The sequence below is a fragment of the Bacillus thuringiensis genome, from assembly GCF_001455345.1.
GTDB classification, from domain to species: Bacteria; Bacillota; Bacilli; order Bacillales; family Bacillaceae_G; genus Bacillus_A; species Bacillus_A thuringiensis_N.
The window spans coordinates 4369054-4382989 of the sequence record NZ_CP013274.1; the positions used below are offsets into that span (position 1 = coordinate 4369054).

A 13936-nucleotide genomic window follows, 5' to 3' on the forward strand; every position below is an offset into this window, starting at 1 on the left:
AGGAACATAGCTAAACATAAAGAAAAACAGCAATTATAAAAATTGCTGTTTCTCCTTCGCATTATGCAGATGTTTTTGTATCAAGTACAGTACCGTCTTGTAACACCAATTTTGGCGGTGCATTATCAGCTACTGTTTCTTTTGTAAGAACACACTTCTCGATATCTTTACGAGATGGAAGTTCGAACATTACATCTAGCATTAAGCCTTCAATAATAGAACGAAGTCCACGAGCACCCGTTTTACGTTCAATTGCTTTTTTCGCAATTTCAATTAGTGCGCCTTCTTCAAACTCTAACTCAACATCGTCAAGCTCCAATAGTTTTTGGAATTGCTTAACAAGTGCATTTTTCGGTTTCGTTAAAATATCAACAAGAGCATCTTCATCAAGCGGTTCTAGGTTCGCAATAACTGGAAGACGACCGATAAACTCTGGAATTAAACCAAATCTTAAAAGGTCCTCTGGTAATACGTGAGATAAAACATGCTTCTCATTTACATCAGCATTTTTCTTCTCAGAACCAAATCCAATTACTTTTTCACCAAGACGACGTTTAATAATTGGCTCGATGCCATCAAACGCTCCACCACAGATGAATAAGATGTTCGTTGTATCAATTTGAATAAACTCTTGGTGCGGATGCTTACGACCACCTTGAGGTGGAACGCTTGCTACAGTACCTTCTAAAATTTTCAGAAGTGCCTGCTGCACACCTTCACCAGATACATCACGTGTAATTGATGGATTTTCGGACTTACGTGCCACTTTATCAATCTCATCAATATAAATGATTCCTTTTTCCGCTTTCTCTACATCATAATCAGCTGCTTGGATTAATTTAAGTAAGATGTTTTCTACATCTTCCCCAACGTATCCAGCTTCAGTTAAAGATGTCGCGTCCGCGATTGCAAATGGAACATTTAAAATACGCGCTAACGTTTGTGCCAGTAATGTTTTACCACTACCTGTTGGCCCGATAAGTGCGATATTACTCTTCGCTAATTCTACATCATCAATTTTGCTGTTAGAATTAATGCGTTTGTAATGGTTATATACCGCTACCGCTAGTGCTTTTTTCGCGTTATCTTGTCCGATGACATACTCATCTAAGATTTCACGAATTTCTACCGGTTTCGGTACATCTTTGAATTCTACTTCTTCGTCTTTCGCAAGCTCCTCTTGTACAATTTCAGTACAAAGTTCGATACACTCGTCACAAATGTAAACACCTGGACCTGCAACTAACTTTCGAACTTGCGTTTGTGTTTTACCACAGAAAGAACATTTTAATTGCCCTTTTTCATCATTAAATTTAAACATATTTTCACACCCCTTACAAAGTGCTAACCTCTTGCCTTCGTATGTACACGATAAATGTATCGTATGTAAATACATATTATGTCACTACGTGGCGAGAAATACAAATAATATGACTAGTTATGTACAAATAAAAAGTTTTTAAAACTTTTGAAATATGTATATTCGACTTATTAAGGAAGTTTTCCTTCTTCATCGAAAAGTTTTATAAATATATTTCTATATTTATAAAACAAGGCACGATTAAAATCGCGCCTTGTTATTTTATTATGCAGCGTTTTCTACTAAGAAGTCTACAGCTTTACGCACTTTAAGATCTTCAGCTAAAGCGTCTACGCTTCCAAGAGCTTGCTTGATAGCGTCTACTGGCATACCGTACATTTCAGCCATTTTTTCAACTTCTGCAGTTACTTCTTCTTCAGTAACGTCGATGTTTTCAGCTTCAATGATAGCTTCAAGAACAAGGTTGATTCTTACGCGTTTTTGAGCGTCTTCTTTCATTTGCTCTTTTAACTTGTCAGCATCAGTACCTGTGAATTGGTAGTAAAGCTCAAGGTTCATACCTTGTTGGCTTAAACGTTGCTCGAATTCACGAACCATACGATCTAACTCAGTGTTGATCATAGCTTCTGGAATTTCGATTTCAGCGTTAGCAGCAGCTAATTCTACTACTTCGTCACGTACTTTGTGCTCAGCTTCGTGCTTTTTGCCTTCTTCTAAGTTTGTACGAAGTTTTGCTTTTAATTCATCAAGAGTTGCAACCGCTTCGTCTGCTTCTTTAGCGAACTCGTCGTTTAACTCAGGAAGTTCTTTTGTTTTAATTTCGTGAATTGTTACTTTGAATGTTGCTGGTTTGCCAGCTAATTCAGCAGCATGGTACTCTTCTGGGAATGATACTTCAACGTCTTTAGAATCACCAGATTTAAGACCAATTACTTGCTCTTCGAAACCTGGGATGAATGTACCAGAACCGATTGCTAGAGAGTAGTTTTCGCCTTTTCCGCCTTCAAATGCTTCGCCATCAACGAAACCTTCGAAGTCGATTACAGCTGTATCACCGTTTTCAACAGTTCCTTCTTCTTTAACAACTAGTTCAGCTTGACGCTCTTGTAAAGATTTTAATTCGTTCTCTACATCTTCGTCAGTTACAGTTGTTTCAACTTTTTCTACTGCTAAACCTTTGTACTCACCTAATTTAACTTCAGGTTTCACTGTTACTTTTGCAGTGAAGATAAGGTTAGCATTTTTTTCGAACTTCTCGATGTCGATTTCAGGATGATCAACTGGGAAGATACCAGCTTCATCGATCGCTTCACCGTATGCTTTTGGTAAGATGATATCTAAAGCATCTTGGTATAAAGATTCAATACCAAAGCGTTGTTCGAATAACGGACGAGGCATTTTTCCTTTACGGAAACCTGGTACGTTGATTGTTTTTACTACTTTTTTGAACGCAGCGTCGATAGAGTTGTTTACTTCTTTAGCATCAACTTCGATTGTTAAAACGCCTACGTTACCTTCTAATTTTTCCCATTTTGCAGCCATTTATTCTTTCCCTCCAACTATAATAATGTATGCACATACCTCTATAGATTAAGATCTTCATTATCTCTTTTTTGAAATAACAAAAGTACAAATAATCCTCTAGCAAAAGCTTTCAGATATAATGTTCCAATCTACTAATTGCCTAAAAGACAACTACGGTATATTTTGTTCGAGAATAATATGAAACATATTAAGTAAGAGAATTACACTTCTCTTCTCTTACAAACAGGCAGATTTCTGCCTTTTGCAACCCTTACATTATAACATAGAATATGCTCGTTTCAAGAACCGAACGATTCTTTTTCATAATTATACGGGCAAATATCCTTCCCTTTCAACACGTAATAACCATTGATAGGCAATATGAAACTCTTCTAATTCAATATTATACGCTGTCATAAGCTCTTCTTCATCGATAGTCAATCCGAAACGCTTTCTACCAATTCTCTCTAAAACAGCAGCCCAAATCTCCACTTTATCCATTAATAGAGCAAATGGGAAAATGCTAATTCGCAATTCTTTCCAATATGTAACCATTGCATCAAATATATCAGGATAATTTTGCTCTAATCGACTTGATAATGTATGTATAATGTTATCGGATTGCTCCTCATTATGACCTGTAAATGCTGGAATCACTTTAATCGTATTCCCAAACTTTTCTACCTCTATCTCTTCTTCTATTTGATTTTCTACCATTTTATACAAAATAGAAGTTTTCAAATAAGGGTGCTGTTTTTCGTCTATTAAAAATTTCTTTAAAATAGGTAATGCAAGATCTAAGTCTTTTAACGAAAGTCGCTGAATCGCTCTTAGCTTTTGCCCAAAGTTTTCTCCAAACATTTCATTAGTAAACTCATCCAATTCAAAATTCGAATCGATTAGTGACGTTTCCACTTCATTTAACATACCTTCTGCAAATAAAGCGAGCTGTGCTAATTTTTCCTTTTGCTCAGGCATTATATCTTTCGTTTGCAATACCTTTTCAACGGTTTCAATAACGCCTTCATAATCATTTGTTTGGACTAAAATCGTCACATACGTTTCAAGAATATCACCAAATAATACAGCTCCTGTTTCAAGCAACTGTTCACATTTGTCTTTCGCTTCTTCCATATGTTTTAACTCTAACAAACAAATAACTGAAGCTAGTTCCGTTTGTTCCGTTTCTGCATTATACTGACGTAATATTTCAAAGCAGCGCAATGCATCTTCGAATTTCCGCTCTTTCAGTGCTAAAAAACCTTCATCAATATATCGCTCTGATAGCTGCGGAAACAATACGACCGTATTTTCTTTTTTATCCATACGTCCGCCTCTTTTTCTAGATTTTAATTATCTTTAAAGTAAATATATCAAATGAGTAATGAGAACACAACATCTCAAAACCCTTTGTTTGAAATATGAAAATATTTAATTTTTATATTTCAATATAAACAAATCCTTACTCTAAATTAAAAATGTACAAATAAAAACCCTCAGCAATGAAAGCAGAGGATTCATCATTATTGGAAAGCTTTTATAATAGTGGGGTATATAACAAGGGTAATAATTTGGAGAACAATAATTGCCATAACAATCATGCTAAAATAGAAGATTGGTTTACTTCGCTTCATTAAAAACATAATGATAAGCATCGTACAAGCAAACAAACTTAAGAAGAACAAACTCGTCGTCGAACTAAGTATACCACTTGGGACAAAGAACAATAACACTACACTACAAGTACCTATAATTCCAAATAACCATTCCATTCATTCACTCATTCCCTTTCCCTCTCATGGTAGCTTCCTCTAAGCGATTAAATGTTTTACAACATCAACTACATACGTTAATTTCTCATACGCTACAAATCCAAAAGCAACTGTTAAACCCGTTACGATTAATCCTTTCATCATTTCTTCCTCCTCGTTTTATCGTTGTTACCTTTATTATAGAGGATTAGTAATTCGTTACCATCGAACTACCTTACAGTTACCTTACAGAATTGTAAGATTTCAAAAAGGGATAGAAAAACACCTCATATCGTTTGAGGCGCTTTCACGGAATCTCTCTATAATCACATGCAAAATTAACTTTTTCTCTTGATTGTTTTTCGGAAAATCCACTCTTAAACTAATAGATTTACTAAATAATTTTGGATTAAAATAATTATTCGTTCCTTTTCTCAACTCACCTTCAAATATTTTTAATTATAAGAAAACAATTCATTAAAATCATGTTAATATATTTTTATACAATTAAGAATTTAATTTAAAAAGGGGATTATGTATGTTTAAAAAAATGGCTGCAGATGTATTAGGACTAAGCGATGTAGGTTCTGTCATTACACCGAAAGATTACGATAAAGTTGATGCTGATGATTACGTAATGCATGAAGATGGAGAGAAAATTTATTTTCTAATTAAATCAAAATCAGATGAATATTGTTTCACAAACAAAGGATTAATTCACCTAGATGGCACAAGTGCGACAATCAAAAAACGTACACTACGCCGCTTTAGTTATAGCAAATATCAAATTAAAAACGTAGCACTTGAAACTGCCGGAACGATTGATTTAGATGTAGAAATTAAGTTTCAAATGGGCGATGAGCATTACTCAATTGATGTTCATAAAAAACATATCGAGGAATTAAAAGATTTATATAAAGCTTTACTTAAAATCGAAGAAATTTCATACGACAACGACATTACATTGCAGTATGCACATAAAAGTTTAGATATGGCATCTAATGCTTTTAGCCGTATTTCAAACGCACAAGTAAACTTAGCAGAGCAATTTAAAGAGATGAACGAAATCGCCTTTAACTGGCTCGTTGATACGAAGAAACAATATCATGTGAAAGATTATGGTTTTGTCTTTGAGAAGTTTATTAATAACTAATTTAAAACAAACAAAAAACCTTGTTATCAAAAGATAACAAGGTTTTCTTAGCGCCCCAGGAGAAATTCGAACTCCCGATCCGCCCATTTCCGTACTATTTTATATATTTTGATCGCAGTCTTAATATATCTTCCTCTTCTCGAATGCCTGCCGATCCCTTCCTCACATTTTTTACGACAGTCCAATTCGGGTTAGTTTCATCACCGATGTTCTGTATTGTAAAGTTGCCGTCACCATATTTCCGTTGACCTTCTGCCAATTTCTCCGTTAAATCATTCTCATTTGCTCTCGCCATCTTTGCGCCATCTCCCTTTTTTATACGACCTTCTTAAACCATCTAACCAATCACAGGTCCAGTCAATTGGAGATTATCGTTTTCCGCTTCTATTAATTGTAACACACTGCCGGGGATAAGTTCCGACAATCGATGCTCAATCTTACTAGAATGGTAAGATTGACTTAATAGAGTTAAAATCTTCACCTACTGTATCCTTACTAAAAATCAGAAAAAAGCCTTCCCTGAAATTGAAGAATATGGCGCAACAGTTGTAGGCAAAGGGAAACCACCTTTTGTAGGCGGTACGGAAATACCTCCAACTAAAGTTGAAATTAGAAGAAAACAATAGATAAGAGGTGTACTTATGTCTTTATACGAATTAGAAAAAGTTGATTTTATGGGCTACAATAAAGAAGAAAAAATAGCCTATTTAGTCATCGCTGATGAATTAGACTGGTCTGATGAGGAAAAACATATTGAATTACTGCAAGAAAAAATCAATTTGTATTTGGGCTTTATAGAAAGTGACGAGGTTTACGAAAGGTATCCTGAAGTAAAAGGGTATGGTTTTGTTATTAAGATATTCGGGAAATATCTTTTTACTGAATGGGGCAAAGAATTTTTAGAAAAGGTTGATGAAGTTCTCGTTGAAGCTGGATACGGTTTTCAATACGTGCATAAACCATTTGATGAGCCTGAACAAACAAATAATATAACTGACTAGCAAAGAGCGTTTTTAAGCGCTCTTTTTAATGCACTTTAATCTGTTGCATATACTCATTTTCATATATCACGTTATAATATTTTTAAACCTCTTGCACATACATCAATTGATAGACAAACAAAAAACCTTGTTATCAAAAGATAACAAGGTTTTTTTAGCGTCCCAGGAGAGATTCGAACTCCCGACCGTACGCTTAGAAGGCGTATGCTCTATCCGGCTGAGCTACTGGGACATGGAGCGGGTGAAGAGAATCGAACTCTCGACCAGAGCTTGGAAGGCTCTTGTTTTACCACTAAACTACACCCGCATATGTTATTTTATTTTTCTTCGTTAGCGCTGTTGCCCTATCGACAATATTTATTATATGTATAACCATACATAAAGTCAACACCTTTTTTAAAAGAGGATAATTTTTATTATCCTCTTTTAAAAACTGCTTGTTCAACTAGCTGTCCGTCTAGTGTTTCAAAACGAACTTCCATTTGATTTCCATCCATTTCTAATAAGGCAAATGTCTTTTCTATACGCTGACGCGGTAATAAAATACTGCCTGGATTAATAAATAAAACGCCGTCGATTAATTCCGCACCTAATACGTGAGAGTGTCCGAAGCATGCAACTTGCGCCCCTACTTCTTCTGCACGGTACGCTAATGTTTGTAACGTCATTTTCACGTTATGACGATGTCCGTGCACAACTACGAAACGAATGCCGTCTACATCAGTTACAATTTCGTCTTGAAAGTTAGCATAATCACAATTCCCTTTTACAACATGGAAACCTTGCAGCTCTTCATGAGCAGGCGTTAGCTCTGAATCACCGCAATGAATCATGATATCTACTTTCCCTTCATACTTCTCTTTTAACTGCTGTAATTCCTTCACAGAGCTATGACTATCGCTTACGATTAAAGCTTTCATCAATCTCTCTCCCTTATTCTCCTAAAAACCATTCAGGGATTTTTTCTTCCAGCTTACGTAGAGCACGTCCGCGGTGACTAATAGCATTTTTCTCATCTGAACTTAGTTCCGCCATCGCTTTTTTATATTCTTCCACATAAAAGATCGGATCATATCCAAAGCCGTTTTCCCCGCGGCGTTGTTCTAAAATAAATCCTTCACATGTCCCATTTACAATGACAGGCTTTTTATCCCCTTCAGGGAAAGCAACCGCTAATGCACAGTAGAAACGAGCTTTACGCTTTTCAAACGCTACGTCATTTAATTCTTGTAAAACTTTATCAATATTCGCTTGATCATCTTTCGGCTCTCCAGCAAAACGAGCTGAATACACGCCTGGTTTCCCGTTTAAAGCATCTACAATAAGACCTGAATCATCCGCAATTACGATTGCATTCAACTGTCTACTCAAACTATCCGCTTTTAAGATCGCATTTTCTTCAAATGTTTCACCAGTTTCTTCGACTTCTTCAATATGAGGAAAATCGTGTAATGATTTCACTTCTAAATCAAATCGCTCAAATAACTCAGCAAATTCACGTACTTTCCCCATATTTTTTGTCGCTACAACAACTTGTTTCATATTTTCCACCTCTACTCTATATGAGATACGATGTCACCTAACGCTTCTTTTTGCATATCAATCAGTTGGAAAATGCCTTGTTCTGCAGCATCAAGTAATTCATTTAACTGTGCTCTGCTGAACGTCGCTTCTTCTCCAGTTCCTTGTACTTCAACAAACTGGCCTTTTCCAGTCATAATTACATTCATATCAACGTCTGCTTTAGAATCTTCTGCATAGTTTAAATCTAAAACAACACCTTGCCCTTCAACAATCCCTACTGACGTTGCTGCTAAATAATCTTTTACTGGAATTTTAGATACTTTTTCTGCTTGTAATAACTTCTCGAAAGCTAATACCATTGCTACATATGCACCTGTAATAGAAGCAGTTCTCGTTCCACCATCAGCTTGAATAACATCACAATCAATCCAGACCGTTCTCTCACCAAGTGCTTCTAAGTCAACTACCGCACGTAATGCTCGTCCAATTAAGCGCTGGATTTCCATTGTACGTCCTGTTACTTTCCCTTTACTTGACTCCCTAATTGTACGTTGTTCTGTCGCACGTGGAATCATCGCGTATTCAGCTGTTACCCAGCCCTTTCCTTCTCCACGCATAAATGGCGGGACACGCTCTTCAATTGTCGCTGAGCAAATTACCTTTGTATCCCCAACCTCAATTAATACTGATCCTTCTGGATGTTTTAAATAATTCGTATGAATATGTATATGGCGCAATTCTGTTTTCTCTCTACCATCTACTCGCATAAAAATAACCTCCTCATAACTACTTGTTAGTATAGCCAAATTTAAATGTATGATATGTATACAATAAAAGAAGAGGAACCCAAAAAGCAATTCCTCTTTCTTACTTAAGTATATCAAATTATCGACGATTAAAAACTACCTGTATTCACGTTTTCTGGACGATCTACAGGTTTTATTAATTTTCCGCCCTTTTCATCTATAAGATTTGCTTTACCATTCACTTCAATAGAAACACTTTTCACGCCTTTCTTTTCTGTTAAAGATAAAACTAATGACTTCAATACGTAATTTGAAATCATATTTTTATCTGGATTTATAAATATATTTTCATTAAAGTTTAATGTAAGATTTCCGTCTTGTAATTTCGGATTCGTAATCAGCTTAACTCCTGGATTGAAATCATTCAGGAGCGATTGATGAATCGGTCCTTTTACAAGTTCATCTATAATGGTTGCATAATCATTTTCTTTTCCTTCTACAACGCGGCGTGTTACTGGCACGTAGTATTGCTGTTTATTATTATTTTGCGCCATAAAATAAAGGGTAACTGGTTTTGTATTTGTTACATCCGCTACTTGTTCATCATCGAAGTTGATACCGTTCGCACGGCTCACACCTTCACCAAGCGGTGTACCACCAACAGGCATCTTCGCCAATTTTTCACCATTTATTTGGAACTGCACTTGTTTTATTTCTTTAAATTGCGTCAACGTCCATGCAATAGATTCAACGATTTGACGTTCTTCCTCTTTCGCATAGTTTTTCATTTCTTTAGAGAAATCAATGACTGCCGTCCCATCTTTTTTCAAATTTAGGGTCATCGATGTATTCGCTGGAATGACTGCACGGAACCCATTCGGTAATAAATTCGTTACCGGTCCATCTTTCACAAGGTACTCTAACGTTTGCTGAATGACCTCATTTGCTTTCGGAGTAGGTATAGCTAACGTTTGCGGCACAACATAGCCATTTTTATCAACAAGGTATATTTCTCTATTCACCGTTTGTCCTTGCTTATCTTTCTTAGCTACTTCTTTCTTTCCACCCTCTGTATACGTAACTTGTTTTGGCGGATCAATTTGTTCCGTTGCTTTCTCCTGATTTATAAAGCCACACCCTGTTAGTAAAACAGCGCTCACAGTAGCACCAACAACCCATTTAAAAGTGGATTTAGGCATGCCATTCCCCCCTAAAATCTAAGTTTGTACTATTATGTATACGAGCTGTTTCACTTTTTAGAACAAGCTGTGCTCCCTATAAACAAAAAAACTCCTGATTTCTCAGGAGTTCACTTATATGGATTCTACTATTATTCTTTTTCTAAATGAATATGTTTCACATTTTCAATCGGTTGACCGAACCATTTTGATGCAATTTCTTTAAATAGGCCTATTTTTCCTGTTGTTAAGAAGAGATGATCACTTTGTTCCTCTCCCTCATTCAACATTTTACTATGGTATAAAATTGTACTTACTTCACGCGCCGTTTCATCACCAGAACTAATTAGTTGCACTTTATCTCCCATTACTTGTTTAATAACAGGACCTAAAATTGGATAATGTGTACAACCTAAAATAAGTGTATCAATATCAGTATTCTTCAGCGGTTGCAACGTTTCTCTTACAACTTCATACGCCATTTCACTTTCGAAATTACCACTCTCTACAAGCTCAACGAAAGGCGGACACGCTAAACTTTCTACCATAACACGATTATTAATAGACTTTAGCGCTTCTTCGTATGCACCACTTTTCACCGTTCCGATTGTTCCAATAATCCCAACATGATACGTGTTTGTCATTTTTAAAGCTGTACGTGATCCTGGGTGAATAACTCCTACCACCGGAATTGGTAATTGTTTCTGCATCTCTTCTAATACAACTGCAGTTGCTGTATTACACGCAATAACTAACATTTTAATATTTAAATCTAGTAAATGCTCCGTCATTTCCCACGTAAATTGACGCACTTCTTCTCGAGAACGCGGACCATAAGGGCAACGTGCTGTATCCCCTAAATATATAATGCGCTCTTTCGGCAACTGACGAATTAATTCCTTCGCTACTGTTAAACCGCCAACTCCTGAATCGATAACACCGATTGCTCTATTCAACTTCATCACCCGTTTTCTCATTCATCATCTTATTTTATCATTATATTTTACACACTTTAAGTTCGCTAACTTAAACTGCTTCTGTATGAAAATTTTCATTTGTACCTGTATAGACTAAGACCTTTTTTATTTTGCTCCTTTTTTTCATAATTTGCAAGACAGAAAAATAACCGACCTTCTATAGGAAAGTCGGTTTCTTCTATATAAAGTACATATTTAATGCTCCATCTTTTTTTGGAAAGAAGACATTCCTATTAATAAGAAGAAATGCGCAGAAATTAACATAACGATTAAAATAAAATTCAAACGATAACTATTTGTAGATTCCATAATTTCGCTTGCTACAGCTGGTCCAAATGCCATACCGAAAAAGTTAATTAAATTATATAAACCAAGACCGACTCCAACTTTAGCTGCATGTAATGTTTTCGGTATAAATGTGTTTAATGATACTTGAATGGCTGAATAACTCATAAACGTTAAAATAATCGCCAATACAATAACGACTATACTTCCATTCGGAATAAACCCTAAAATCAAAAAGCCAACAATCATAATGACAGACGCTACATAAATCATATTCACATGTCCAAACGAAGGGACAATCTTTCCAGTAATAAAACTAGACACAATACCAAAGAGTGATGCAACAAATAATACAATTCCGATAACAAATGGCGACAATCCGTGCACTCTCCCTAACAGTAATGGTAATAATAATAAATTAGCACATAACGCCACATTAATTATAAATCCGACTGTTATTAAACGAAGAAATGCTTTGTTCGAAAATAACTCAATATCGATAAATGGATGCTCCGCTTTCTTCATACGAACCGTAAATAAAAATAAGAAAATTACCGATAACACAAATAGCCAACTATTCATATTGACACCTAATAAAATAGTCGTAATGAATGCAAATAGTAACGCCGCTCCAATGTAATCAAAATGAAACGCTTCATCCGTATGCAGCGCTTCTTCTGGCATAAATTTCATAAGCAAGAAAATCCCCACTACTGAAATAACCATAAATAAAAATAAATATGGCCACCCTAGTGTATTTGTAATAGCCCCGCCAACTAAAGGGCCAATACCTATTGCTAATGCAATAGAAGAACTAATCATCGCTAACGCACCAGGCTTCTTATGAGGAACAACTAATTTTGCCACTGCAATCATACTAAGCGCAATAAACGCCGCTCCCCCGCTCGCCTGTACTAATCTTGCAAGAATGGTAATCGCATAAGATTGATTCATAAATCCAATAATAGAACCTACTACAAATATGATAATCGAAATAATTAATAGTTTTTTAACACTGTAACGATCAGCAAGCTTCCCATATATCATTGAACCAATACCAACAACTAAGGAATAACCTACTACAACCCAACTTACTTTCAATTGACTAATGGATAAATCATGAGCAATATCCTCTAACGCAACATTAAATAAAACCGCATTCATCGGTCCCAATAAAACGATAAAACATAATGTGAAAACAAACCATTTTGAATGGTTACTTATATCTTTCTCCATGTGTAACACCTCTCCTGATTGTAGTAACTGTAAATAAAAATAAAGTGAAACTTTAATCAGCAGGGGCTTCATCCCCCGCTGATTATAAGTTGAACCAATCGAGCTTTTACGGGCAGTTGATCCCCCAACTAATTTCTTTGCTTTCGCTGAATTCTCAGGTCGGAATCTTACTGCCCGGCAAATAGCGGGGTAAATTTGTTTAGCTCCTGTATCACCACTAAACAACGTCATCAAATGTATACATTTATCGCGCGACAAACTGAATTCGAAACGAAACATGTACATTGTTCGATATTCATGGAACTATCATAGTTTCAGCATTACAGTTTGTCAACGAAAAATATACAAAGTAAACTAATTAAGTCTTTTTAGTTTACTTTGTTCAAAAATTGTTATACACTAATTTCGAATCCGATATAAGGAGGACTGACATGGTTATTCAAATTTGCAATTTCTAACTTAATAAAATAATGAAATTTTATATAGAAGAAACATTACAGGAGGAGTATGATGAAGAAAAAAATGTTAGTTGTATTAACGAGCGTAGAAAAATATCCAAATTTAAATCGAGCTACTGGTCTTTGGCTTGGTGAGGCTGTCCATTTCGTTAAAAAAGTTGAAGAAGCTGGTTACGAAGTAGATTATGTTAGCCCACAAGGTGGTTATACACCGATTGATCCGCATAGTTTAGCAATGGCGGAGAGCATCGATTGGGAATGGTATCAAAAGAAAGAATTTATGAATCGTCTCGGTTCTACAATGAAGCCGAGTGAAGTGAATCCAGAAGACTACGCTGCGATTTATTACGCAGGCGGTCACGGTGTAATTTGGGACTTCCCAGAAAATAAAGAACTCCAAATGATTAGCCGCAACATTTATGAAAATGGCGGAATCGTTTCCTCTGTTTGTCACGGAGCCGCCGGTTTATTTCATATCACATTAAGTAATGGGGAACGTTTAATTAGCGGCAAAAGAGTAACAGGATTCTCAAATGAAGAGGAGAAATTGGCTGAATTAGATCAATTCGTTCCATTTTTAACAGAAGATGAACTCATTAAAAATGGAGGGCTTTACGAAAAAGCTGCGCAACCTTGGGAAGCTTACGCTGTAGAAGATAATCGTGTTATAACTGGTCAAAACCCAGCTTCAGGTGGTCCAGTAGCTGAATTAATATTACAACACATAAAAAATAACATGTAATAAAAAAAGCAGGTTTTCCATTACTATAGGAAAACCTGCT

14 protein-coding genes and 2 tRNA genes are annotated in these 13936 nt (G+C 35.8%); 3 read left to right on the forward strand and 13 right to left on the reverse strand.

Features of this window, described 5'->3' with window-relative positions:
- Nucleotides 1-61 precede the first annotated feature (61 nt).
- The 4 genes from clpX to ATN06_RS22795 form a co-directional block, all read right to left on the reverse strand.
- Nucleotides 62-1321, reverse strand: coding sequence for an ATP-dependent protease ATP-binding subunit ClpX (gene clpX, locus ATN06_RS22780; protein ID WP_000472281.1), 1260 nt, complete (start codon nucleotides 1319-1321; stop codon nucleotides 62-64).
- A gap of 264 nt (nucleotides 1322-1585) precedes the next feature.
- Nucleotides 1586-2863, reverse strand: a complete 1278-nt coding sequence (gene tig / locus ATN06_RS22785) for a trigger factor (protein ID WP_060632420.1) — start codon at nucleotides 2861-2863, stop codon at nucleotides 1586-1588.
- Between the two features lie 309 nt (nucleotides 2864-3172).
- Nucleotides 3173-4171 carry a tetratricopeptide repeat protein gene (locus ATN06_RS22790; RefSeq protein WP_060632421.1) on the reverse strand — a complete coding sequence of 333 codons (999 nt, stop codon included), beginning with the start codon at nucleotides 4169-4171 and terminating at the stop codon, nucleotides 3173-3175.
- 197 nt (nucleotides 4172-4368) lie between these two features.
- Nucleotides 4369-4617 (reverse strand): hypothetical protein, encoded by a 249-nt coding sequence (locus tag ATN06_RS22795; protein WP_060632422.1) that lies wholly within the window; start codon nucleotides 4615-4617, stop codon nucleotides 4369-4371.
- A gap of 517 nt (nucleotides 4618-5134) precedes the next feature.
- On the opposite strand from ATN06_RS22795, the gene ATN06_RS22800 reads away from it, so the two are divergent.
- On the forward strand, nucleotides 5135-5749 hold the full coding sequence (locus ATN06_RS22800; RefSeq protein ID WP_060632423.1) for a PH domain-containing protein: 615 nt from the start codon (nucleotides 5135-5137) through the stop codon (nucleotides 5747-5749).
- 94 nt (nucleotides 5750-5843) lie between these two features.
- Here the strand turns inward: ATN06_RS22800 and ATN06_RS22805 are convergent, their stop codons facing one another.
- The gene (locus ATN06_RS22805) at nucleotides 5844-6044 is read right to left on the reverse strand and encodes a hypothetical protein (RefSeq protein WP_060632424.1); all 201 of its coding nucleotides are present in this window, start codon (nucleotides 6042-6044) and stop codon (nucleotides 5844-5846) included.
- A 346-nt stretch (nucleotides 6045-6390) separates the two neighbouring features.
- Here ATN06_RS22805 and ATN06_RS22810 point away from each other — a divergent pair, with 346 nt between their 5' ends.
- Complete coding sequence (locus tag ATN06_RS22810) at nucleotides 6391-6750, forward strand: DUF6572 domain-containing protein (protein ID WP_060632425.1); 360 nt, start codon at nucleotides 6391-6393, stop codon at nucleotides 6748-6750.
- A gap of 158 nt (nucleotides 6751-6908) precedes the next feature.
- Here the strand turns inward: ATN06_RS22810 and ATN06_RS22815 are convergent.
- The 8 genes from ATN06_RS22815 to ATN06_RS22855 all read right to left on the reverse strand — a co-directional run bounded on the left by ATN06_RS22815 (nucleotide 6909) and on the right by ATN06_RS22855 (nucleotide 12696).
- Nucleotides 6909-6982, reverse strand: a tRNA-Arg gene (locus ATN06_RS22815).
- A gap of 1 nt (nucleotide 6983) precedes the next feature.
- A tRNA-Gly gene (locus tag ATN06_RS22820) sits at nucleotides 6984-7057 on the reverse strand.
- A gap of 109 nt (nucleotides 7058-7166) precedes the next feature.
- Nucleotides 7167-7670: a metallophosphoesterase gene (locus ATN06_RS22830; RefSeq protein WP_060632427.1), complete on the reverse strand. Its 504-nt coding sequence runs from the start codon at nucleotides 7668-7670 to the stop codon at nucleotides 7167-7169.
- 13 nt (nucleotides 7671-7683) lie between these two features.
- Nucleotides 7684-8292: an XTP/dITP diphosphatase gene (locus tag ATN06_RS22835; RefSeq protein WP_000815935.1), complete on the reverse strand. Its 609-nt coding sequence runs from the start codon at nucleotides 8290-8292 to the stop codon at nucleotides 7684-7686.
- Nucleotides 8293-8303: 11 nt separating this feature from the next.
- The gene (rph, locus tag ATN06_RS22840; RefSeq protein ID WP_060632428.1) at nucleotides 8304-9041 is read right to left on the reverse strand and encodes a ribonuclease PH; all 738 of its coding nucleotides are present in this window, start codon (nucleotides 9039-9041) and stop codon (nucleotides 8304-8306) included.
- A 128-nt stretch (nucleotides 9042-9169) separates the two neighbouring features.
- Complete coding sequence (gene gerM / locus ATN06_RS22845) at nucleotides 9170-10219, reverse strand: spore germination protein GerM (protein WP_060632429.1); 1050 nt, start codon at nucleotides 10217-10219, stop codon at nucleotides 9170-9172.
- 131 nt (nucleotides 10220-10350) lie between these two features.
- Nucleotides 10351-11160: a glutamate racemase gene (racE, locus tag ATN06_RS22850; protein WP_060632430.1), complete on the reverse strand. Its 810-nt coding sequence runs from the start codon at nucleotides 11158-11160 to the stop codon at nucleotides 10351-10353.
- A gap of 210 nt (nucleotides 11161-11370) precedes the next feature.
- Complete coding sequence (locus tag ATN06_RS22855) at nucleotides 11371-12696, reverse strand: MFS transporter (RefSeq protein WP_060632431.1); 1326 nt, start codon at nucleotides 12694-12696, stop codon at nucleotides 11371-11373.
- 510 nt (nucleotides 12697-13206) lie between these two features.
- Here ATN06_RS22855 and ATN06_RS22860 point away from each other — a divergent pair.
- Nucleotides 13207-13896 carry a type 1 glutamine amidotransferase domain-containing protein gene (locus ATN06_RS22860; protein ID WP_060632432.1) on the forward strand — a complete coding sequence of 230 codons (690 nt, stop codon included), beginning with the start codon at nucleotides 13207-13209 and terminating at the stop codon, nucleotides 13894-13896.
- The last annotated feature ends 40 nt before the right edge of the window (nucleotides 13897-13936 follow it).